We start from the raw sequence: 23,287 nt of genomic DNA, 5'->3' as shown, positions 1-23,287 counted from the left end.
CTTCCACCAGAACCGGCAAATCGCCGCCATTGCCGGATAGTTTCTGCCGGCGGCGATTCCGCTTGGGAGCAACTTGCGTTATGGGTAGATCATGAATCAGGTCGTCCGCTTCCTTCGCGCGACGCTGCGCTATGGCCTTCGTGTGCTTGGCGTGATTGCGGTCGTTGCCCTTCTTCTCGTCGCCTTCGTGGGCTTCACCACACCCGGCGCAAGGCTCGTCGCCTGGGCAATCGAGAAGTATGCGGCAACCCCTGACCAGATCGTGCGGATCGCCGATCCGAGCGCGCTGTTGACCGGCAAGTTCACGGCCGGAAGCATCACGCTGTTCGATGGCGAGGGCGTCTATGCCGAAGTGCGCGACCTCGATCTCACCTGGTCGCCCGCCGCCCTTCTCTCCTTCCGTTTCGAAGCCGCGGCGCTCTCGGCCGGCTCGGTGCGCGTCGAGCGCCTGCCGATCCCCTCCACCGAGACCAAGGAAGTCCGCTCGACCTTTGCGCTTCCCGTGGACGTCAAGATCGACGCGATCGATCTCAAGGAGATTATCATCGGCAAGGCGATCGCCGGCGAGGACCAGTTCCTGACCGCCAGCGGCAAGGTGAACGCGACCAACGAGAGCATCGCCCTTCAGCTTGCGGCCGCCCAGCGCGACCGGCCGGAGGCGCGCGCGGTCGCCGATATCGTCTTCAATCCGGCGGGCAACGAACTGAAGCTCGAGGCGACCGTGGACGAGCCCAACAACGGCGTGCTGGCAAAGCTTCTTCGCCTGCCCAACGAGCCCGCAGTCAACATCAAGCTGACCGGTGAAGGCCCCCTTTCCGACTGGACCGGCAGCGCCACGGCCGCACTCGACGGCAGCGAAATTCTCAAGCTCGACGGTCGCCACGTCCAGACGCCCGACGGAATGCACCGGCTGACCGTCAACGGCGGCGGCGGGTTCGGCTCGCTGATGCCGCCGGCGCTGCGCCCGATGTTCGAGGGTGACACCAGTCTCGACATCGCCGCCGCGTTCAACGACCAGGGGCTGGTTCAGGTCGACAAGGCTCATGTGACGACGGGCGCGCTCTCCTTTGCCGCTTTCGGTACTTACGACAGCAAGGGCGAGAACAACCTCAAGGCCAGGCTTGCCGGCACCAGCGGCCCTGTCGACTTCCGCTGGCCGCTGCAGAAGGGTGAAGCGCAGGCCAAGATCAATGCCGTCGATTTCTCGCTGATCGGCGACGCGCAAGCCGCGATCCTCGATCTTACCGCAGACGTCACCTCCCTGGCGGTGCCCGACGTGGCGCTCGGCGCAGTCAAGCTTTCGGCACGCAGCGACGGCTTCAATCTCCAGGCGCAATCCGGTCCGGTGAAGGCGGCAATCGAGGTGGGCGAAGCCGGCTTCAACGACCCCAACCTCGCCCGCCTGGTCCAGGTGCCGCTGAAGGTGGACGCAATCCTCTCCGTGACGAAGGAAAACATCGCCTTCAACCCGGTGACGATCGAAAGCCCCGGTATCGGCGGTTCGCTCACCGGCGCCTTTTATCGCGACGAGAACACGGTTTCCGCGGCCTTCAAGCTCTTCGCCGTTCCGGACGCGTTGCCGCCGGCGGCCGCCGCGAAATTCGATGGCACGATCGCACTCTCGGGCGAAGTGAAGACGGCAACCGACGGCGGCGTCACCGTGGAGGGCCTCGAGCTCAAGTCGGGCACGATCGAGGCCGCCGGCACCGTTGCGCTCGCGCAGAGCAACCTGACGGCCGACCTTAGGGGTACCCTGCCTGATCTCGGCAAGCTGCTTGCCGATGCCAAGGGCAAGGCCGACTTTACCGCCGCCGTGACCGGCCCGCTTTCGGAACTCGGCATCAAGGCCGAGTTGACGTCGAGCGGCGCGACACTGGCCGGACGCACGCTCAGCGACCTCAACGTCAAGGCCGACGCCAAGGCCAACCCTTCGAGCCCGCAGGCAAGCCTGACGGCGACCGGTGCACTCGACGGCCAGGCCATCGACGTCAAGGCCGACGTCGTCTCGAAGGATGGCCAGACCGCAATCCCGGTGCTCGAGGCCAGGATCGGCGAGAACAAGCTGACCGGGGCAATCAGCTTCACCCCCGATTTCAAGCCGGACGGCACGGTCAGCTTCGACCTGCCCGATCTCGGCCTCTTGGCCGCCATGGCCGGGCAGAAGGCCTCCGGCGACCTCAACGGCTCGGCGGCCATCAAGACCCAAAACGGCATCACCTCCGTCGTCGTCAAGGCCGGCGGCAGCGGCATCAAACGCGACCAGCTGACCATCTCCAGGCCGACCGCCGACATCACCATCGCCGACCTCGCGGCCCTGGCGATCAAGGGCAGCATCCGCGCCGAAACGGTGGCGCAGGGCGAAAACCGTGTTTCCGGACTTGCCGTCGATTTCGAGCAACAGGCCGGCCGCACCGGTTTTGCCGTCGACGGCAAATATGACGGCGGACCTCTGACGATGAAGGGCGACCTTGCGAGCGCCAAGGGCCGCACCGAAATCCGCCTCGCATCCTTTGGCGCAACGCCGAAGGGCATTGCCCTGAAACTGGCGCAGCCGACGGTGATCGCCATCGAAAACGGCACCGTCCGTCTCAACGCGCTGACGATCCAGGCATCGAAAGGCACGATCGCAGTCAACGGCACGGCTGGCGAAAAGCTCGACATCACTGCGAAGCTCAACGCCCTGCCCGCAGCACTGGTCAACGCCTTCGCACCGGACCTCGGCGCTGAGGGCACGATCGCCGGCACCGTCGATGTCGAGGGCGCAGCGTCTGCCCCGGTCGTCGCCTACGACCTCAAATGGTCGGGCGCCTCGCTCGCGGCAGCCCGCACCGCGGGCGTTGCGGCCTTCGATGTGACGGCGGACGGCAAGTTTGCCAACAACAAAGTGACGCTCGATACGACGCTTTCGGGCGCCGGCGGACTTTCCTTCAAGGGCGGCGGCAATGTCGACATCGGCGGCAACATGCCGATCGCGATGAAGTTCAACGGCAACGTCCCCTTCGCCCTCATCGCCAACCTGATGGCGGAGAAAGGCTTCACGCTGACGGGCCAGGCAAATGTCGATGTGGCAATCTCCGGTTCCGCCAAGGCGCCGCAGATCGCTGGCACGATCACCACGTCCGGCGGGCGCCTCGTCGACGTGCGTCGCAACCTGGCGCTCAACGACCTGACCGCCAATGTCGCGCTCGATGGCAAGCAGGCGACGATCTCCAGGCTCTCGGCCAATCTCGCGACCGGCGGCTCGGTCGAAGCCAGCGGTACCGTCGGCACCGTACCCGGCTCCGGCTTCCCGGCCAACCTGACGATCAAGCTGAACAACGCGACCTACGTCGATGGCACCCTGTTCAACGCCAACGTTGCCGGCGAGATGACCTTGACCGGTCCCCTGGTCGCGACCCCGACGCTCGGCGGCAAGGTGACGATCCGCAAGGCATCGATCACCATTCCGGAGAAGTTGCCGACGTCGCTTTCGGCCATCGACATCAAGCACAAGAATGCACCGCCCAAGGTGCGGAAGATGGTCAAGGACCTGCGCAAGGACGAAGTGCCGGCCGCAGGCGCCAATGCCAGCGGCGTGATTGCCTTCGATCTCGGCGTCAACGCCCACCAGATCTTCGTGCGCGGCCGCGGCATCGACGCGGAGCTTGGCGGCGACCTGACGATCCGTGGCACCGCCGTGCAGCCAATTGTTTCCGGCGGCTTTGAGATGCGCCGCGGACGGCTCGAAATCCTCGGCAAGCGCCTGACCTTCACCGACGGCAATATCGGCTTTGGCGGCGACCTGATCCCGACGCTCGACCTCAAGGCGACCTCCAGCGTCGGCGCGACCACCATCACCGTCGCTGTCGCGGGCCTCGCCAACAATCCGCAGATCGCCTTCTCCTCCTCCCCGGCGCTGCCGCAGGACGAAATCCTGGCGCAGCTCATCTTCAACCGGTCGCTGTCAAACCTCTCGGCCTTCCAGATCGCCCAGCTCGCCTCGGCCGTCAGCCAGCTTGCCGGTGGCGGATCGACCTCGCTGCTCGACGGCCTGCGCAACAAGCTCGGCGTCGACGATCTCGACGTCACCACCGACGAGAATGGCGGCGCGTCCGTGCGCGCCGGCAAGTATCTCAACGACCGCACCTATATCGAGCTGCAGCAGGGTTCCGATTCCGCCTCCAGCAAGGCGGTCATCAATCTCGATGTCGGCAAGGGCGTGAAGCTCAAGGGCTCGGCCGCCGGCGACGGTTCGGCCTCGGGCGGCGTCTTCTTCGAAAAGGAATATTGAGTGGCGGCGGGCGTAAGCACGCCTGTCCCGCCCGCATCACAAGGAAGCCGGTGGGTCGATCGCGATCCACCGGCTCCAGAGCCCCTGTGTTGCCCGCTCGACAGCAAACTCACTATGGTCCTTTGGAGGCACCGGCGGCGCCTGAAGCCGTGATCGGTCGCATGTCATCGGCGCAGAGCGCGCTGCCCTTCTTGCGCCTGTTTCAGGCCCAGCCATTCTCGGGGACGAAGGAGACCTCGCGGCGTGGGCGCGTCTGCTCGTAGCGGTTCCATGCGACGGCGTCAGGTGACAGGCCGGTCATCTCGGTTTTTCGGGCGAGCATGGCGAGTTCGTCGATCGACAGGGCATCGCCGTGCTCGATCTTCTGGAGCGCCGCATCGATCAAGGACAGGCTGTGTTCGACACGGCCGCGCAGGTCCAAGAACGCCGATTGCTGAACGGCTAGCGTTTGTCCGAGGGCCGGCGCAGTACCGGCGAGCATTTCGGTAATCCGGGTGAGGCTAAGGCCAAGCCGCCTCAAAGCCATGATCTCGGTCAGCCGCGCGATTTCGACCACACCATAGAGCCGCCACTTCTTCTGCGTCCGCCGCGGCGTGATCAGGCCGCGGTCCTCATAGACCTTGAGAGCGCGGATGGTAAGGCCGAGACGGTCGGCGCATTCGGCCGCCGACAGCAGTTCATTGTGGTTCACGCCCATGAGCACCTCTTCGAAACACTTTTAAAAAGGTGACTTTGCGGTCGACCCGAGCGGGCTTTGCGAAGCTTTGATGGAGATTTGGCGAAGACGCACCGTGAAAGGCGATTTACAGGCACGCGCCGTCAAAACTTGCGGGACCGCTCCGTGGAAATGCCACTTTGCCAAACCTACATCGGCATCCAGGCGCGACCGCGCGCCCCGTTGTTTCATTCCTTTTTTCAGGTGATTGCCTTGCCCTCTTCTTTTCCGCGTCCCGAACTGCCCGAACCATTCCGCCCTCTTGTCGCTGGCTATCAGTGGAACCGTGATCTGCTCGGGCAATCCGGCTCGAGCATCTTTCTCCTGAAAGCGCCCGATCGACCCATGCTGGTGCTGAAACTCGAGGAAGCCGGCCTGTTCAGCGAGTTCGTCGACGAGGCGGCGCGGCTTGATTGGCTGGCATCAAAGGACGTGCCCTGCCCGCGGGTGATCGCTCGTGCCTTCGGCGCGGAGACGAACTGGCTGCTGCTGCAAGCAGTGCAAGGGACGGACCTCGCCTCCTCGACGCTCTCGCCCAAGGACCAAATCGTCATCCTCGCGGACGCGCTGAAGCAACTGCATGCGCTGGATATCGCCAACTGCCCCTTCGATCACCGGATCGAAGAGCGCATCGCCATCGCGAAGGCGCGCACCCAGGCAGGCGTGATCGACGAAAGCGACTTTGACGAGACGCGGCTCGGCCGAACGGCGGCGGATCTCTTTGCCGAACTTCAGGCGCGCGTGCCCCAACCCGGCGAACTCGTCGTCACCCATGGCGACGCCTGCCTGCCGAACATCATCGAGAAGAACGGCCGGTTTTCCGGCTTCATCGATTGCAGCCGGCTGGGCGTCGCCGACCCCTACCAGGACATCGCTCTTGCCTGCCGCAGCATCGTCCACAATCTCGGCGAGGAATGGGTTCAGCCGTTTCTGACCCGCTATGGCCTCGACAAGGACGATTCGGAGAAACGTGACTTCTACTGCCTGCTCGACGAGTTCTTCTGATCGTCAGGCAGCAGGCATGAAATCCACCCAGAGCACATGCCCGGGCAGCGAAAGGGCCCGCAACGCCTCAGGCGGCGTTGCGGGCCTCGATGCTCAGATCAACGACGTCGGCATCTTCCATAGCGTTGAACAACGCCCAGATGTGGCCGAAGGGGTCGATGAAGGCGCCGACGCGATCGCCCGTCGACAAGGTTTCGGCCGCATTGCGAAGGCTTGCGCCTGCGCCGATCGCTCGGCCGATGACGCGATCGACGTCGCGCACATGCAGCTCCAGGATCACCGCCGTGGTGCCGAGCGCATGCGGCGAGCGCGGCCCGCCAAGCTTGGGTTCCGCATCGCGGCGCGGATTGGCCCCGGCAATACGGAACACCGATTCCCCGATCCTCAGATCCGCACTCGTCAGAATGCCGCTCGGCCATTCATGCCTTTGCAGCAGTTCGGCGCCGAGTGCTTCGCGATAGAAGGCGATGGCGCGATCCTCGTCGCCATGCCTGACGAACAGCTTCACACAGATCTGCCGATCGGCAAGCCTGCCGCCATTGGCAACCATGACATCCTCCATCTTGGGTGAGGCGGCCATCATAGCGAAATATGAGAACAAAGCAAGAACAATTCGACTCTGAGAGGCAATTCCCTCACCGCTTCGGGCGGCCAGAAATGCTCAGAACGCACCGGTCATCTTGCTGGTTTTCAACAGGATATTCGTCTCCGTAACGGTGATGCCGTCGATCAGGCGGATGCGCCGCAGCGTTTCGTCGAAAGAGACGAGATCGCGGTCCTGAAGCTCGGCGATGAAGTCCCAGCGGCCATTGGTGCTGTGCAGCGCCCGCACCTGCGGCAGTCCGCGCAATTGCTCGGCGACACGATCGGCCATCTTGCCGTGCACCTCGATCATGACCACGGCGCGCACCCCGGAGGCCGGGATTTCGGCACCGGTGCGGATGGTGAAGGCGGCGATCGTACCATTGGCCACCAGCCTGTCGATACGGGCCGCCACCGTCGCCCGCGACACGCCCGTCATTTCCGATAGCGTCGAAACGGGAATGCGCGCATTCTGGCGCAGAGCGCTTATCAGCGCCTGGTCGAGATCATCCATAGCCTGCCACTTTGTAAAATCGGACTTAGCAATCTGTCGAATCTAGCTCACTAATCGGCAGTTTTCCATCTTTTTGCTGACGCCCATTTTGGCCATAATCCACACATCCCGGACGGGATCACATGGGAATTATCTTGAGAAGGAATCGGGCGGACATGACGACTATCACGCTGATCGGCGCACCCATCGAGGAAGGTTCTGGACGACGCGGCGCGGCCATGGGCCCGACGGCCCTGCGCATCGCCGGCATCGATACGGTGCTGCGCGATCTCGGCCATACGGTTCACGACGAAGGCGACGTCAAGCCGCTGCCGGCGCGCGATCTCGCCAACCATCCCGGCGCCAACAACCTGCAGATCGTCGCAGCCTTCGCCCGCGCCCTGCATGATTCCGTGCACGATACCGTGCGCAAGGGCCATTTCCCGATCATTCTGGGTGGCGACCATGCGCTTTCGATGGGCAGCGTCTCCGGCATGGCGCGCTATGCCGCAGACGTCGGCCGGCCGCTGTTCGTGCTCTGGCTCGACGCCCATGCCGACTTCAACTCGCCGTCGACCTCGCCCTCCGGCAACATGCACGGCATGCCGGTCGCCTTCTTCTGCGGCCAGGCCGAATTCGCCCCGATCCTGCCGTCGGACCGTCCGCTCGTCGATCCGAAGAAGGTCTTCCAGGTCGGTATCCGCTCGGTCGACGACCGCGAGCGCGAAGAGATCACAGAACATGGCGTGCGCGTCTTCGACATGCGCGCCGTCGACGAACTCGGCATGGCTCACATCATGCGCCAGATCCTCGAAGAGGTCCGCGCCGCCAATGGCCTGCTGCATGTCAGCCTCGATGTCGATTTCATGGATCCGGAACTGGCGCCGGGCGTCGGCACCACCGTTCCGGGCGGCGCCACATTCCGCGAGGCGCACCTGATCATGGAAGTGCTCTGGGAAAGCGGGCTCGTTTCCTCGCTCGACGTCGTCGAGCTCAACCCCTTCCTCGACGATCGCGGCAAGAGCGCGCGCATCCTGGTCGAACTGACGGCGAGCCTCTTCGGCCGCCGTGTTCTCGACCGGCCGACACGCAGCGCCTAGATCACGGAGATCTTGGGTCGACTGGATCCAAGATCATAGGCGTGAACGGCTCTCATTAGTCAGAGCGGGATGCGGGCGGAAAACCGCGCACACTTTTCCTCATCCCGCTCAGACAAAGAAACACCGGAGGACGATATATGAACACGACGGCTGCCCTGATCGAAACCGAATACCGGCTCGGCGCCCATAACTACAAACCGCTCGACGTGGTGCTTTCGCGCGGCGAAGGTGTCTATGTCTGGGATATGGAAGGCAACCGCTACCTCGACTGTCTCTCGGCCTATTCTGCCGTGAACCAGGGCCATTGCCATCCGAAGATCCTGAAGGCGATGATGGAGCAGGCGCAGAAGCTGACGCTGACCTCCCGCGCCTTCCGCAACGATCAGCTGGCGCATTTCTACGAAGAGATCGCTGCGCTGACCGGCTCGCACAAGGTGCTGCCGATGAACTCCGGCGCCGAAGCCGTCGAGACCGCCGTCAAGGCCGTGCGCAAGTGGGGCTACGAGGTCAAGGGCGTGGCCGAGAACAAGGCCGAGATCATCGTCTGCTCCAACAACTTCCACGGCCGCACCATGGGCATCGTCGGTTTCTCGACCGATCCGGACGCCCGCACCGGCTTCGGCCCGTTTGCGCCGGGCTTCAAGGTCGTACCCTTCGGTGACATCGACGCCTTCCGTGCGGCGATCAACGAAAACACCGTCGCCTTCCTGGTCGAGCCGATCCAGGGCGAAGCCGGCGTCATCGTCCCGCCGGTCGGCTACTTCACGACGGTGCGCGAGCTCTGCACCAAGCACGGCATCACGCTGATCCTCGACGAGATCCAGACCGGGCTTGGCCGCACCGGCAAGCTGCTTGCCGAAGAGCATGAGGCGATCGAAGCCGACGTGACGCTGATCGGCAAGGCTCTGTCCGGCGGCTTTTATCCGGTCTCGGCGGTGCTTTCGAATTCCGAAGTGCTCGGCGTCTTGAAGCCCGGCCAGCACGGCTCGACCTTCGGCGGCAATCCGCTTGCCTGCGCCATTGCCCGCGCGGCGCTGAAGGCGCTGACCGAGGAAGGCATGATCGAGAACTCGGCAAAGATGGGCGAGCGCTTCCAGAAGGGCCTCACCGACATCCGTTCCAACATCATCAAGGAAGTGCGCGGTCGCGGCCTGATGCTGGCGGTGGAACTGGTGCCGGAAGCCGGCGGCGCGCGCAAGTATTGCGAAGCGCTGAAGCAGCTCGGCATCCTTGCCAAGGACACCCACGGCGACACGATCCGCATCGCGCCGCCGCTCGTCATCACCGCCGAGCAGGTGGATTGGGCGGTCGAACAGTTTGCCAAGGTTCTCGCCTCCGCTTGATCGCAAATCGCTTCCGCCCCGGGGTCACGCCCGGGGCGAGATCTTCGTAAGCACTTGCAAAAGCAAGTCTTAACGAATCCCGGCCTATAGTCCTTTCCCAAAGCGCAAAGCGGTTCCTCCGCGCATGATGCAGCTGCGCCCTGCCGGATGTGATCGGCGGACTGGAAGGATCTCTCCTTTACGGATCATTGACCGCGCCTGATGCGCCGTCAGCCATGCGGAGAGATCTGGAGTTTGGCGGTGTCGCGCCCAGAGGCGTCGACCGGAAAGCTGGAAGGACCTTCGATGACAAGCACACTCAGGACGGCCGGGTTCGACGGCGAGACGCTGGAAATCATTGCGTTCCGCCTCCACGATCAGGAATTCTGCGTCAAGACGACGACGATCCGTGAAATCCGCGGCTGGGCGCCCTCGACGCCTATCCCGCATTCGCCGCCGGAAGTGATCGGCGTCATGAACCTGCGCGGCACGGTGATCCCGATCATCGACCTCGCCCACAAGCTCGGCATGAAATCGACCACCGCCAACGAGCGCAGCGCCATCGTCGTCGCCGAAGTGCACAACATGGTCATCGGCCTCGTCGTCGACCGCGTGTCGGATATCCTCACGGTCCAGGGCAGCCAGGTGCAGCCGGTGCCGGAAGTGACGGCCTCCTTCGACAAGAGCTTCGCCGAAGGCATCATCGCCAACGAAACCGGCATGATCTGCTTCCTGAACCTTGCCCGCATGTTCAAGGAACGCGAGGTCGAGGAACTGGCCGCCTAAAGCAACAGCTCAGCGATATTCAAGGCCGTCCGACGTCTCGTCGGGCGGCTTTTTTGTTGGTTATTTGCTCAGCCAGAGGGCAATACTTTAGAAAAACAGGAGAAACTAATTCAACTAAAATTGGGATCTACGAGTTCTTACAACTGAAATTTGATAGTTGCTATTTTAACACCTGCTTAATAGTCCTATCACTAACCTAGATTGCATAAACACGGCGCCTGGGCATGAAGCCCGCCAGTTCGAACTCCCCTCACGAAGCACTAAATCGCTGACCCGGTGGGCCGGCGCGGGACGACCAGACATGTTTCGGCAGGCCGGCATTTGTCTTAGTCCGGGAGTTTGCGCCGCTTCGGCTCCGCAAACCCTGTCAAAGAAGGCACGAAGCCCCCGGCTTGAGCCAACAAACGAGAAGAGGGTTACAATGTTCGCTCTCGGAAAAATTGCAGACGCGAACCAGATCATCGCCGCGCTCTCGAAGTCGCAGGCTATCATCCAGTTCGACCTGACCGGCAAGATCCTGACCGCCAATGAGAATTTCTGCCAGGCACTCGGTTACAACCTCAGCGAAATCGTCGGGCAGCACCACCGCATGTTCTGCCCCGCCGACTACGCCCAGACGCAGGAATACCGCGACTTCTGGGCCCGGCTCGGCCGCGGCGAATTCGACGCCAATGCCTACAAGCGTGTCGCCAAGGGCGGCCGCGAAATCTGGATCCAGGCGACCTACAACCCGGTGCTTCGGGGCGGCAAGCCCTACAAGGTGGTCAAGTTCGCAAGCGACATCACTGCCGCCAAGGCAAGGGCCACGGAAGATGCCGGCAAGCTCGACGCGATCTCCCGCTCCCAGGCTGTAATCGAATTCACCCCATCGGGCGAGATCCTGACCGCCAACGAAAACTTCTGCGCCGCGCTCGGCTACAGCCTCCAGGAAATCCAGGGCAAGCACCACAGCATGTTCTGCGAGCCCAACTATGCCCGCACCGCCGAATATGCCGACTTCTGGAAGCGGCTCGCCGCCGGCGAGTTCTTCTCCAACGAGTTCGTGCGCTACGGCAAGGGTGGCAAGGAGATCTGGATCCAGGCGGCCTATAACCCGATCCGCGACTTCAGCGGCAAGGTCTACAAGGTCGTCAAGTTCGCGACCGATGTCAGCGAGCGCATGAGCGCCATCAACAGCCTCGGCGCGGGCCTGCGGGCGCTCGCCGAAGGCGATCTGACGCGCAACCTCGACACGCCCTTCGTACCAAGCATGGAAGCGGTGCGGATCGACTTCAACGATGCCACCGCAAAGCTGCGCGGGGCGATGCGAACCGTCGGCGACAATGCCAGCGCGATCGCCTCCGGCGCCCGCGAGATCCGGGCCGCCGCCGACGACCTGTCGAAGCGCACCGAGCAACAGGCCGCTTCCGTGGAAGAGACCGCCGCAGCGCTCGACGAGATCACCACGACCGTCTCGGACTCCAGCCGCCGCGCCGAGGAGGCCGGAGGCTTGGTCGCCAAGACCAAGGCCGGTGCCGAACGCTCCGGCAATGTGGTCAAGAGCGCGATCGGCGCCATGGACCAGATCGAACAGTCGTCACGCGAAATCTCCAACATCATCGGCGTGATCGACGACATCGCCTTCCAGACGAACCTTTTGGCGCTGAACGCCGGCGTCGAGGCGGCGCGCGCCGGTGAAGCCGGCAAGGGCTTCGCCGTCGTCGCCCAGGAAGTGCGTGAACTGGCCCAACGCTCCGCCAGTGCCGCCAAGGACATCAAGTCGCTGATCGGCACCTCGACCGAACACGTCAAGAACGGCGTGTCGCTGGTCGGCCAGACCGGGGCGGCGCTTGAGGAAATCCTCGTTCAGGTCCAGGAGATCAACGCCAACGTCTCGGCGATCGTGGAAGCGGCACGGGAACAGTCGACCGGCCTCAAGGAGATCAACCAGGCGGTCAACTCGATGGACCAGGCGACCCAGCAGAACGCCGCGATGGTCGAGGAAAGCACGGCCGCAAGCCACGCCATGGCCCGCGAGGCCGAAGCCCTGCACGAACTGCTCCGGCAGTTCCGCTACGGCGAGCAGGCCCAGGTCGTCGACGCGAACCGCCACCTCGACGATCGCGCGCAGCCATCACGCCTGCATGCCACCGCCCGCGCCATGCGCGGCGGACAACGAACAAGCCTCGCCGCGGCGCCAGCCGCGGATGGCTGGCAGAATTTCTGAGCGCACATCCCTGCACCCCGCGCTCGGGAATGGGGAAGGCGGCGACCGGTAGCCGCCTTCCCTTAAATCTTTTCAGGAGAGTGCCCGCTTAGGAAAACGCGCCCTCGATGAGCGTGCAGAAAGCGCTGGCGGGTAAGGAATGCAGGCTAGACCGCTTCCGGACGTTTGATCTTTGCGGCCGCCTCCAGCACCAGCGGCGTCAGCCCCTCGCCGCCATTGTCGATATGCTCGAACAATTTGCGCCGCATGCGCGGCTCCCAGTACTTGTTGATATGGGTGGCAACGCCCTGCGCCGCCTCGCTCTCGGGCTGGCTCTTGAAGAAGGTGGCGATCTGGTTCGCCATATAGATCAGCTTGGCGTTGGTATTGTCATGCGACATCGACGGCAGCTCCGGACTTGATGCGTTCGGCATGGGTGAAAATCTCGAATTCGTCGCCGCGCACGAGCGCAATCAGCGTCATGCCCGCAGCTTCCGCCGTGCGGATGGCAAGCGCCGTCGGCGCCGAAATGGCGATGATCACAGGGCTGCCGACGACTGCCGTCTTCTGCACCATCTCGACGGACACGCGGCTGGTGACGACCACGGCGCCCTCGCTGCCCTTGAAGCCGGCGCGTGCGGCGGCACCGACCAGCTTGTCGAGCGCATTGTGGCGGCCGACATCCTCACGCACCGCGATCAGCCCGCGGCCCGGCACATAGAAGGCGGCACCGTGCACGGCGCGCGTTTCGAAATGCAGCGGCTGCTGGCCATTGAGCAGCGCTACGGCCGAAACCACGTCCTCCTGCGACAACGTCAGTCTCGAACGGGAAACGTCCGGCGTCGGCCGTACCGCCTGCTCGATCGATTCGATGCCGCAAAGACCGCAACCGACCGGCCCCGCCATGTGCCGTCGGCGTTGACGCAGCATGTCGTTCTCTTCGTCCTGAAGCACGATCTGCAAGTCGATGCCGAGATTGCCGGCGACCGTCTCGGAGACGAACTCGACCGTTTCGATCTGGCCGGGATCGGTAATGATGCCTTCGGTCAGGCTGAAGCCGACGGCGAAATCTTCGAGATCGCCGGGCGTCGCCATCATCACCGCATGGGTCGAACCACCATAGCTGAAGGCGACCGGCGTCTCCTCCGGCACGGCGCGTGCACCGTCCCGAAGCGCGCCGTTGCGGCGGGCGGCCTCGGGAACGGTCTTGGATGTCCTAAACGTCGCCATGATCGGTCGCAGCGAAAGGCATTACTCCGCCGCCTCCAGCTTGCCGGAAATCCGGCGCGACTGGCGGGCCTGCTCGTCATAGTCGACCTGCCAGTCCGACGGGCCGTTCGACGGCATCACTTGCACCGCCGTCACCTTGTATTCCGGGCAGTTGGTGGCCCAGTCGGAGAAGTCGGTGGTGATGACGTTTGCCTGCGTCGTCGGGTGGTGGAAGGTGGTGTAGACGACGCCGGGCGCGACGCGATCGGTGATCAGCGAACGCAGGGTCGTCTCGCCGGCGCGGCTTGCGAGCCGGATCCAGTCGCCATCACGGATGCCGCGCTGCTCGGCGTCGTGCGGGTGGATCTCCAGCCGGTCTTCCGCATGCCAGACGACGTTGTCGGTGCGTCGCGTCTGGGCGCCGACATTGTACTGGCTAAGGATGCGGCCGGTCGTCAAAAGCAGCGGGAAGCGCGGGCCGGTGCGTTCATCCGTCGCCACATATTCGGTGCGGATGAACTTGCCTTTGCCACGCACGAAACCGTCGATATGCATGATCGGCGAACCCTCGGGATGCGCCTCGTTGCAGGGCCACTGCACCGAGCCCATCTTTTCGAGATAATCGTAGGAAACCAGCGCGAAGCTCGGCGTCGTCGCGGCGATCTCGTCCATGATCTCGGACGGATGGCGGTAGTTCCAGTTGAGGCCCATGGCCTGGGCGAGCTTCTGCGTGACCTCCCAGTCGGCATAACCGTTCTTCGGCGTCATCACCTTGCGCACGCGGTTAATGCGGCGCTCGGCATTGGTGAAGGTGCCGTCTTTTTCGAGGAAGGTCGAACCGGGCAGGAAGACGTGCGCGTAGTTGGCCGTTTCGTTCAGGAACAGGTCGTGCACGACGACGCATTCCATCGCGGCGAGGCCGGCTGCCACATGCTTGGTGTCCGGGTCGGACTGCAGGATGTCCTCGCCCTGGATGTAGAGCGCCTTGAAGGTGCCGTCGACCGCGGCATCGAGCATGTTGGGGATGCGCAGGCCCGGCTCGTTGGAGATCTCGACGCCCCAGAGCTTCTCGAAGGTCTCGCGGGTGGCATCGTCGGAGATGTGACGGTAGCCCGGCAGCTCGTGCGGGAACGAACCCATGTCGCAGGAACCCTGCACGTTGTTCTGGCCGCGCAGCGGGTTCACGCCGACGCCCGGCCGGCCGATATTGCCGGTGACCATGGCGAGGTTGGCGATCGCCATGACCGTCGTCGATCCCTGGCTGTGCTCGGTGACGCCGAGACCGTAATAGATCGCGCCGTTGCCGCCGGTGGCATAGAGCCTGGCCGCGCCCCGCACGAGATCGGCCGGCACGCCGGTATAGGCTTCGGTCGCCTCCGGGCTATGGTAGGGCTCGGCGACGAAGGCGGCCCAATCCTCGTACTCCGACCAGTCGCAGCGCTCGCGGATGAACTGTTCGTTGGCGAGGCCTTCGGTGACGATCACATGGGCGATCGACGTCAAGATCGCGACGTTGGTGCCGGGCTGGAGCGGCAGGTGATAGGCGGCCTCCACATGCGGCGAGCGCACGATGTCGGTGCGGCGCGGATCGATGACGATCAACTGGGCGCCTTCGCGCAGCCGCTTCTTCAGTCGCGAGCCGAAGACCGGATGGCCGTCGGTCGGGTTGGCGCCGATGATGACGGCGACGTCGGTGAACTCGACACTGTCGAAGTTCTGCGTACCGGCCGAGGTCCCGAAGGCCTGGCCGAGGCCGTAGCCGGTCGGCGAATGGCAGACGCGGGCGCAGGTATCGACATTGTTGTTGCCGAAGCCGGCGCGCACCAGCTTCTGCACCAGATAGGTCTCTTCATTGGTGCAGCGCGACGAGGTGATGCCGCCGACGGAATCGCGGCCGTACTGATACTGGATCCGCCGGAACTCGGAGGCCACATGCGCATAAGCCTCCTCCCAGGTGACCTCGCGCCAGGGATCGGAGATCTTCTCGCGGATCATCGGGTTGAGGATGCGGTCCTTGTGGTTGGAATAGCCGTAAGCGAAGCGGCCCTTGACGCAGGAATGGCCGCGATTGGCCTGGCCATCCTTCCACGGCACCATACGCACCAGTTCCTCGCCGCGCATTTCCGCCTTGAACGAGCAGCCGACGCCGCAATAGGCGCAGGTCGTCACTTCGGAATGTTCGGGCTGGCCGATCTCGATCACCGACTTTTCGATGAGCGTCGCCGTCGGGCAGGCCTGGACGCAGGCGCCGCAGGAGACGCATTCCGACGACATGAAGTCTTCCGCCATCCCGGCCGAAACGCGGCTGTCGAAACCGCGGCCGCCGATCGTCAGCGCGAAGGTGCCCTGCACTTCCTCGCAGGCGCGCACACAGCGCGAGCAGACGATGCATTTGGCCGGATCGTAGGTGAAATAGGGATTGGACTCGTCCTTCGGCATCCACTTGGCGTTGATCTCGCCATTGTTGCGCGCCGTGACGTGGTTCTCGCCCTCATAGCCGTAGCGCACGTCGCGCAGGCCGACTGCGCCGGCCATGTCCTGCAGCTCGCAATCGCCATTGGCAGCACAGGTCAGACAGTCGAGAGGGTGGTCGGAAATGTAGAGCTCCATCACCCCGCGGCGCACGTCCTTCAGCCGCGGCGTCTGGGTGGAGACCTCGATACCGGCTGCAACCGGCGTCGTGCAGGAGGCCGGCATGCCGGCGCGTCCCTTGATCTCGACGAGACAGAGCCGGCAGGAGCCGAAGGCATCCATCATGTCGGAAGCGCAGAGCTTCGGTACTTCTATGCCGGCATCCATCGCCGCGCGCATGATCGAAGTGCCCTCGGGCACGGTGACCTCGCGTCCGTCGATCGTCAGCGTCACCAGTTTTTCGGACTTGGAGGCCGGAGTGCCGTAGTCGATTTCATGAATGAGAGACATGGTCTTTTCCTCACTCCGCCGCTTGAACGCGCGGTGCCGGCTGAAAATCATCCGGGAAATGGGTCATGGCGCTCATGACCGGATAGGGCGTGAAGCCGCCTAGCGCGCAGAGCGAACCGAACTTCATCGTGTTGCAAAGATCGGCGAGCAGCTCGCGGTTCTTCTCCGGCTCGATGCCGGCGGCGATCCTGTCGGCCACCTCGACACCGCGTGTCGAACCGATGCGGCAGGGCGTGCACTTGCCGCAGCTTTCTACCGCGCAGAATTCCATGGCGAAGCGCGCCTGGTGCAGCATGTCGACGGTGTCGTCGAAGACGACGATGCCGGCATGGCCGATCAGACCGTCACGCGCGGCGAAGGCTTCGTAGTCGAACGGCGTGTCGAACAGCGCCCGCGGGAAGTAGGCGCCGAGCGGACCGCCGACCTGCACGGCCTTGACCGGCCGGCCACTCGCCGTGCCGCCGCCGATGTGATCGATGATCTCGCCGAGCGCCAGGCCAAAGGCGGTTTCGTATAGACCGGCATGCTTGACGTTGCCGGCGATCTGGATCGGGATCGTGCCGCGCGACCGGCCCATGCCGAAGTCGCGGTAATAGGCGGCGCCCTTGTCCATGATGATGGGGACGGAGGCGAGCGAGATCACGTTGTTGATCACGGTCGGACAGTCGAAGAGGCCTTTGTGCGCGGGAAGCGGCGGCTTGGCCCGCACGATGCCGCGTTTACCTTCGAGGCTATTGAGCAGCGCCGTTTCCTCGCCGCAGACATAGGCACCTGCGCCCTCGCGCACTTCCATATCGAAGGCACGACCGGAGCCGAGCACCGAGGTGCCGAGCACGCCGGCCTTGCGGGCGATCTCGATCGCCTCAGCCATCGCCGCGATCGCATGCGGGTATTCGGAGCGGGTGTAAATGAAGCCCTTGGTCGCGCCGGTCGCGATGCCGGCGATCGCCATGCCCTCGATCAGCACGAAGGGATCGCCTTCCATGATCATCCGGTCGGCAAAGGTGCCGCTATCGCCCTCGTCGGCGTTGCAGACGATGTACTTCCGATCGCCCGCCGCATCGAGAACGGTCTTCCACTTGATGCCGGTCGGAAAGCCTGCGCCGCCACGGCCGCGAAGGCCGCTTTCGGTCACCTGCGCGACAATGTCCTGCGGCGCCATGGCAATGGCATTGCGCAGACCGGCGAGCCCGCCATGGGCCTGGTAATCGTCGAGCGAAAGCGGATCGATGATACCGCAGCGGGCAAAGGTCAGCCGCGTCTGCTGCTTCAGGAAGGGGATCTCCTCGGTCTTCCCGAGACAGAGGGCATGATCGCCGCCGTCGAGCAGGGCGGCATCGAGCAGCGAGGAAACGTCATGTGCCTTGACCGGGCCATAGGCAACACGGCCGTCAGCCGTTTCCACCTCGATCAGCGGCTCCAGCCAATGCATGCCGCGCGAACCGTTGCGCACAATCGTGGCGTCGAGGCCGCGTGCGCCGATCGCCTCGGCCATTGCCTTGGCTACCTTGTCGGCGCCGAGCGCCACGGCCGCGGCGTCCCGCGGAATGTAGATCTTTGCGGTCATCGACGCGCCTCCTGAACGAGCGCTTCGAGATCGGCGGCATCGACCCGGGCATGCACCTCTCCGTCCAGCATGGCGGAGGGTGCGCAGGAACAGAGCCCGAGGCAGTAGACCGGCTCCAGCGTCACCGCGCCATCCGGGGTCGTCTGGTGAAAATCGATACCGAGCAGCCGCTTCGCGCGCTCGGCCAGCTGGTCGCCGCCCATCGACTGACAGGCTTCGGCGCGACAGAGCTTCAGCACGTGGCGCCCGGCGGGGTGCTCGCGGAAATCATGATAGAAGCTCATCACCCCATAGACTTCGGCGCGCGAGAGGTTGAGTTCGCGGGCAATCACCGGAAGACATTCCTGCGGCACATAGCCGAACTCTTCCTGCAGCTCGTGCAGGATCGGCAGCAAGGGCCCTTCCAGCCGCTTCAGCTCCTCGACGATGGCGAGCGTGGTTTCCGCGATATCGGCGCGCGGCTGATGGATGTTCAACGGGAGCCCTCCCGGCTCATGGGCGAGGCGGCAGCACCCGAAACGGACGACCGGCCCAGCCGACATTTCACTTCTGGCGAAGGCCGTTCCTCGGCGGTCTCCGGCCATGATCAAAAAGCTTCGCGCTTATGGCCGCATGGGTCAATAAGGCTGTTCCGTCGATCGATAGAAAAAATCTATTGAGCCTGATTTCGCTCGCCGAGAATGCGTGCTTCGTGCAGCAAGGCCGACACCAACGGCGTAAACGGCTCACGATGCGTCGCAACCAGGCCGACCGTGTGACGGGCGTCCGGATCGACGATCGGGATCATTCGGATATCTTCGTGAAAACCGAATGATTTCGCGACGTTGAATGGCATGATGCTGGCCCAGCGGCCGGTGCGCACATGCGAAAAAAGCACGATCATCGAGTTCGATTCGAGCGTCGGCTTGGCGACGGCACCGGCCTCCGAAAAATGCTGGTTGATGATGCGGCGGTTCTGCATATCGGCCGTCAATAGACAAAGCCGAACGTCGCTAACCTCTTTCCACGTCACGCTTTCCCGCTCCGAAAGCGGCGTTCCGGCGGCGGTGACGAGGTGATAGCGCTCGACCTGGAGCGGAACGCTCGTCACCCGGCCGAGCGGCTCGTTCTCCAGATAGGTGAGCCCCGCATCGATCTCGAGATTTTCGAGCAGCGCCAGGATCTGCACCGATGTCGTCGAGAGCACGGAAAAGGTGACATCAGGGTGCTTTTCCTGGAATGGCGCGGTGATCATCGGCACCATGGCAAGTGTCGTCGGCACCGCGGCCAGCCGGATATGGCCGGAAAGACCCTTGCGCGCCGCCCGCATCTCCTCACGCATGGTGCGGGTATCGCCGACGATGCGCCGCGCCCATTCGAGTACGCGCTGGCCCTCGGGCGTCAGGCCCTGAAAGCGCGACCCGCGGCTGACGAGCATGACGCCGAGCTGATCCTCAAGCTGGCGGATGGCCGCCGACAGCGTCGGTTGCGTCACCCCACACTCCTCCGCCGCGCGACCAAAATGCCTTTCGCGGGCGAGAACGAGGAACATTTCCAGCTTGTCGATCATGTCCGGCCTTCAGTTATTGTGGCTCTGCCCCTCACCCTAACCCTCTCCCGCTTGCGGGACGTGGCGCTTCGCGAGGTCGCCCCTTCATGATGCGGGCCCCGAATGGAGTGGGGGACGCGAGCGGGCGCCGCAGCCTTCCTTCTCCCCGCAAGCGAGGAGAAGGTGCCGGCAGGCGGATGAGGGGTAGCCGACTTCATCTACCGCTCAAACGATCAGCTGCCCGCCATTCACCTCCAGCACCTGCCCGGTGATGTAGCCCGACAGCGCATGCGAGGCGAGGAAGAGATAGGCGGGCGCGCAGTCTTCCGCCGTCCCGAGCCGACCAAGCGGAATGGTCTTGCGGGTCGCCTCCAGCTTCTCCGGCGATGAGTAGCGCTCGTGGAATTCGGTGGTGATCGTCCCCGGCGAAACGCAGTTGACCCGGATGCCCTCGGGCGCGAGTTCCCGCGCCAAGGCCTTGGAATAGGTGGAAACGAACGCCTTCGTCGCCGAATAGATCGACGATCCGGCGCTGCCGCCGGTAACCGCAGAGATCGAGACGGTGTTGACGATCGCCGGATGCGCACCCTTGCGCAACAGCGGCAGCATCGCCCGCGTCATCTCGACGACCGCGGTCTGGTTGAGCTGGACGACGGTCTGGTACTGCTCGTCGGACAGCTCCGCCGCCGGGAAGCGGCCGACCATCGTGCCGGCATTGTTGATGAGGATATCGATGCTCTCGAAGCGGCTGCGCACCACGTCGGCCAGCCCCTCGACACCATCCGGCGCGAGGAAATCCGCCGTCGCCACATAGGCCCGGCCTTCCGTCGCCGCAGATTCGAGAAAATCGGGCAGGTCGCCGATCGACCGGCCGGCATGGACGAGTACATGCGCGCCACAATCCAGGAACTGCCGGGCAACCTCGAGCCCGATGCCGCGCCCGGCACCGGTGATCACGACGGTCATGCCCTTGAACAAGGCCGGATGAAACATGTCTTTCCCCTCTTCACTCCTAAGGCAGGGTCGCCTATCGCCGTAGCGAATGCAACGCGCGCCGACACCCTGGACCCGCTGCGAAAGCAATTTCGCCGCAAACGCCGATTCTGAAATTGCGCGGCTTTCGTTTTTGCATATTATGAAACAAAACGAAAATGGGGAGGATGGAATGTATTTGACCGGTCGGCAGGAGGAGATCCTGGAACTGGCAAAAAGCGAGGGCCGGGTATTGGTCGAGGAGCTGGCGCAGCGCTTTTCCGTCACGCCGCAGACCATCCGAAAGGACCTGAATGACCTCTGCGACGCCAAGATCCTGAACCGCATTCATGGCGGCGCGATCTTCCCGAGCGGCAAGGAAAACGTCAAATACGACGCCCGCCGCCAGATCGCGGCGCCGGAGAAACAGGCGATCGGCAAGGCCGCCGCCGAACTCATCCCCGACAACGCTTCGCTGTTCATCAATATCGGCACCACCACCGAAGCTGTGGGCGAGGCCCTGCTCGACCACAAGGAACTGATGGTCATCACCAACAACATCAATGTCGCCAATCGCTTACGCGTTTTCCCCTCGATCGAGGTGGTGATCACCGGCGGCGTCGTGCGCGGCTCGGACGGCGGCATCGTCGGCGAGGCCGCCGTCGATTTCATCAAGCAGTTCAAGGTCGACTTCGCCGTCATCGGCGCCTCGGCGATCGACCATGACGGCGCGCTGCTGGATTTCGATTTTCGCGAAGTGAAAGTCGCCCAGGCGATCATCGCCAATGCGCGCCATGTCATTCTGGTTTCCGACTCGACCAAATTCGAAAGAACCGCGCCTGTTCGCATCGGCCATATATCGCAGGTCCAGACCTTCATCACCGACCGCTGCACGCTCGAAAACGTCAGGAAAATCTGTGTTGAACAGGACGTTCGCCTGATCGAAACCGACGCCTGAAACGGGAGATTTAGCCACCCCTAAAGATTCGGGGAGCATTCGTTTGACATTCGATATGTTTTCGTTTTAACTGATTTCACTTTCGCTGATGCATCAATTTGTGCATCGCGAAATGTGGAGGGGAAACAGCAGTGTCAGAGCAGGCAATCTACGACGTCTTCGTCATCGGCGGCGGCATCAACGGATGCGGCATCGCGCGCGACGCGGTCGGCCGTGGGTACTCGGTCGCCTTGGCCGAAATGAACGATTTCGCTTCCGGCACGTCCTCCGGCTCCACCAAGCTCATTCACGGCGGCCTGCGCTACCTCGAACATTACGAATTCCGCCTCGTGCGCGAAGCGCTGATGGAGCGCGAGGTGCTGTGGGCGATGGCGCCGCACGTCATCTGGCCGATGCGCTTCGTGCTGCCCTATCACAAGGGCGGCCTGCGCCCGGCCTGGCTCATCCGCCTCGGCCTCTTCCTTTATGACCATATCGGCGGCCGCAAGCTGCTGCCGGCAACGGCGACGCTGGACATGAACCGCGATCCCGCCGGCAAACCGCTGAAGCGCCTGTTCAACAAGGCCTTCGAATATTCCGACGGCTGGGTCAACGACGCCCGCCTCGTGGTCTTGAATGCCCGCGACGCTGCCGACCGCGGCGCCGTCATCATGGCCCGTACCCGCGTCGTCGCTGCACGTCGCGACGGTGGGCTCTGGGCCATCGAAACCGAGAACCAGGCAACCGGCGAACGCAAGACGCTCAAGGCCCGCATGCTCATCAATGCCGCCGGCCCCTGGGTCGACGCGGTTCTCTCGGGCGCGCTCGGCAAGAACGACGTGCACAATGTCCGCCTCGTTCAGGGCAGCCACATCGTCGTGAAGAAGAAGTTCGACGATCCGCGCGCCTATTTCTTCCAGAACCCGGATGGCCGCATCATGTTCGCCATCCCTTACGAAGAAGACTTCACGCTGATCGGTACCACCGACCGCGACTACACCGGTAATCCGGGCGAGGTGCGCATCAGCGACGCGGAGGTCGACTATCTCTGCCGGGCAGCAAGCGAGTATTTCCTCGAGCCGGTGGAAAAGGACGACATCGTCTGGACCTATTCGGCCGTTCGCCCGCTTTACGACGACGGCGCCAGCAAGGCGCAGGAAGCGACGCGCGACTACGTGCTGCGGGTCGAGGGTGACAAGGGTGCGGCACCGCTGCTCAACGTCTTCGGCGGCAAGCTCACGACCTATCGCCGCCTCGGCGAATCCGCACTGGAAAAGATCGGCGAGGCGATCGGCGTCAAGGGTTCGAAATGGACCGCCGGCTCCAGGCTTCCGGGCGGCGATTTTCCCGCCCAGGGTTATGCCGACGAAGTCGCAAGACTGCGGAAGCAATATCCCTTCCTTGCGCCCCAGCATGCGCGTCGCCTCGTGCGCCTCTATGGCACGCGCGCCGCAGCACTTCTGGGTTCGGCGTCGAACGAGGCCGGTCTCGGCCACCATTTCGGCGCCGATCTCTACGAGGCCGAGGTCAAGTGGCTGATGACGCAGGAATGGGCGCGGCACGCCGAGGACGTGCTGTGGCGGCGCACGAAATTGGGATTGAAGCTGACGCCGGGCGAGGCGGCAGCGCTGGAGGAATACATGCGAGGCGCGGCCAACGCAGCCGCCTGACAACGCTCGCATTCAATGCATTTC

The 23,287-nt window shown here is 63.7% G+C and carries 18 protein-coding genes; 8 read left to right on the top strand and 10 right to left on the bottom strand.

Features of this window, described 5'->3' with window-relative positions; translation table 11 throughout:
* Window positions 1–91: 91 nt before the first annotated feature.
* Window positions 92–4,270, top strand: a complete 4,179-nt coding sequence (locus tag IB263_RS18250) for a translocation/assembly module TamB domain-containing protein (RefSeq protein ID WP_192438801.1) — start codon at window positions 92–94, stop codon at window positions 4,268–4,270.
* Window positions 4,271–4,472: 202 nt separating this feature from the next.
* On the opposite strand, the gene IB263_RS18245 is transcribed toward IB263_RS18250, so the two are convergent.
* Complete coding sequence (locus tag IB263_RS18245; protein ID WP_192438800.1) at window positions 4,473–4,967, bottom strand: MerR family transcriptional regulator; 495 nt, start codon at window positions 4,965–4,967, stop codon at window positions 4,473–4,475.
* 231 nt (window positions 4,968–5,198) lie between these two features.
* Here IB263_RS18245 and IB263_RS18240 point away from each other — a divergent pair, with 231 nt between their 5' ends.
* Complete coding sequence (locus tag IB263_RS18240) at window positions 5,199–5,990, top strand: APH(3') family aminoglycoside O-phosphotransferase (protein WP_060582920.1); 792 nt, start codon at window positions 5,199–5,201, stop codon at window positions 5,988–5,990.
* A 67-nt stretch (window positions 5,991–6,057) separates the two neighbouring features.
* On the opposite strand, the gene IB263_RS18235 is transcribed toward IB263_RS18240, so the two are convergent.
* Entirely contained in the window at window positions 6,058–6,540 is a 483-nt protein-coding gene (locus IB263_RS18235) for a VOC family protein (protein WP_034802409.1), read from the bottom strand.
* Between the two features lie 111 nt (window positions 6,541–6,651).
* Window positions 6,652–7,086: an Lrp/AsnC family transcriptional regulator gene (locus IB263_RS18230; RefSeq protein WP_043614769.1), complete on the bottom strand. Its 435-nt coding sequence runs from the start codon at window positions 7,084–7,086 to the stop codon at window positions 6,652–6,654.
* A 155-nt stretch (window positions 7,087–7,241) separates the two neighbouring features.
* On the opposite strand from IB263_RS18230, the gene rocF reads away from it, so the two are divergent.
* The 4 genes from rocF to IB263_RS18210 all read left to right on the top strand — a co-directional run bounded on the left by rocF (window position 7,242) and on the right by IB263_RS18210 (window position 12,479).
* Entirely contained in the window at window positions 7,242–8,165 is a 924-nt protein-coding gene (gene rocF / locus IB263_RS18225) for an arginase (RefSeq protein WP_060582860.1), read from the top strand.
* Between the two features lie 137 nt (window positions 8,166–8,302).
* Window positions 8,303–9,508 (top strand): ornithine--oxo-acid transaminase, encoded by a 1,206-nt coding sequence (gene rocD / locus IB263_RS18220; protein WP_112985084.1) that lies wholly within the window; start codon window positions 8,303–8,305, stop codon window positions 9,506–9,508.
* A gap of 285 nt (window positions 9,509–9,793) precedes the next feature.
* Complete coding sequence (locus IB263_RS18215; protein WP_034803080.1) at window positions 9,794–10,273, top strand: chemotaxis protein CheW; 480 nt, start codon at window positions 9,794–9,796, stop codon at window positions 10,271–10,273.
* Window positions 10,274–10,694: 421 nt separating this feature from the next.
* Complete coding sequence (locus IB263_RS18210) at window positions 10,695–12,479, top strand: PAS domain-containing methyl-accepting chemotaxis protein (protein WP_060611057.1); 1,785 nt, start codon at window positions 10,695–10,697, stop codon at window positions 12,477–12,479.
* Window positions 12,480–12,625: 146 nt separating this feature from the next.
* On the opposite strand, the gene IB263_RS18205 is transcribed toward IB263_RS18210, so the two are convergent.
* From IB263_RS18205 to IB263_RS18175, 7 genes are all read right to left on the bottom strand, one after another.
* Complete coding sequence (locus IB263_RS18205; protein WP_192438799.1) at window positions 12,626–12,859, bottom strand: formate dehydrogenase subunit delta; 234 nt, start codon at window positions 12,857–12,859, stop codon at window positions 12,626–12,628.
* Window positions 12,849–13,688, bottom strand: a complete 840-nt coding sequence (gene fdhD / locus IB263_RS18200; protein ID WP_110818910.1) for a formate dehydrogenase accessory sulfurtransferase FdhD — start codon at window positions 13,686–13,688, stop codon at window positions 12,849–12,851. The genes IB263_RS18205 and fdhD overlap by 11 nt, the downstream gene beginning before the upstream one ends.
* Before the next feature lie 21 nt (window positions 13,689–13,709).
* Window positions 13,710–16,589 carry a formate dehydrogenase subunit alpha gene (gene fdhF, locus IB263_RS18195; RefSeq protein ID WP_060586411.1) on the bottom strand — a complete coding sequence of 960 codons (2,880 nt, stop codon included), beginning with the start codon at window positions 16,587–16,589 and terminating at the stop codon, window positions 13,710–13,712.
* Between the two features lie 10 nt (window positions 16,590–16,599).
* Window positions 16,600–18,156: an NADH-quinone oxidoreductase subunit NuoF gene (locus IB263_RS18190; protein WP_192438798.1), complete on the bottom strand. Its 1,557-nt coding sequence runs from the start codon at window positions 18,154–18,156 to the stop codon at window positions 16,600–16,602.
* Window positions 18,153–18,632 carry a formate dehydrogenase subunit gamma gene (locus IB263_RS18185; RefSeq protein ID WP_060586415.1) on the bottom strand — a complete coding sequence of 160 codons (480 nt, stop codon included), beginning with the start codon at window positions 18,630–18,632 and terminating at the stop codon, window positions 18,153–18,155. The genes IB263_RS18190 and IB263_RS18185 overlap by 4 nt, the downstream gene beginning before the upstream one ends.
* A 176-nt stretch (window positions 18,633–18,808) precedes the next feature.
* Window positions 18,809–19,705: a LysR family transcriptional regulator gene (locus IB263_RS18180; protein ID WP_060521374.1), complete on the bottom strand. Its 897-nt coding sequence runs from the start codon at window positions 19,703–19,705 to the stop codon at window positions 18,809–18,811.
* Between the two features lie 204 nt (window positions 19,706–19,909).
* On the bottom strand, window positions 19,910–20,677 hold the full coding sequence (locus IB263_RS18175) for an SDR family NAD(P)-dependent oxidoreductase (protein ID WP_192438797.1): 768 nt from the start codon (window positions 20,675–20,677) through the stop codon (window positions 19,910–19,912).
* Between the two features lie 172 nt (window positions 20,678–20,849).
* Between IB263_RS18175 and IB263_RS18170 the strand changes: the two genes are divergently transcribed.
* Together IB263_RS18170 and glpD are read left to right on the top strand one after the other, a co-directional pair.
* Complete coding sequence (locus tag IB263_RS18170; protein ID WP_034802440.1) at window positions 20,850–21,614, top strand: DeoR/GlpR family DNA-binding transcription regulator; 765 nt, start codon at window positions 20,850–20,852, stop codon at window positions 21,612–21,614.
* Between the two features lie 131 nt (window positions 21,615–21,745).
* On the top strand, window positions 21,746–23,263 hold the full coding sequence (gene glpD / locus IB263_RS18165; RefSeq protein WP_034802443.1) for a glycerol-3-phosphate dehydrogenase: 1,518 nt from the start codon (window positions 21,746–21,748) through the stop codon (window positions 23,261–23,263).
* Window positions 23,264–23,287 lie beyond the last annotated feature (24 nt).

Source organism: Ensifer sp. ENS03 (genome assembly GCF_014852035.1).
GTDB classification, from domain to species: Bacteria; Pseudomonadota; Alphaproteobacteria; order Rhizobiales; family Rhizobiaceae; genus Ensifer; species Ensifer adhaerens.
Note: the sequence above shows the minus strand (reverse complement) of the source record. Positions and strands in the feature narration are given on the sequence as shown.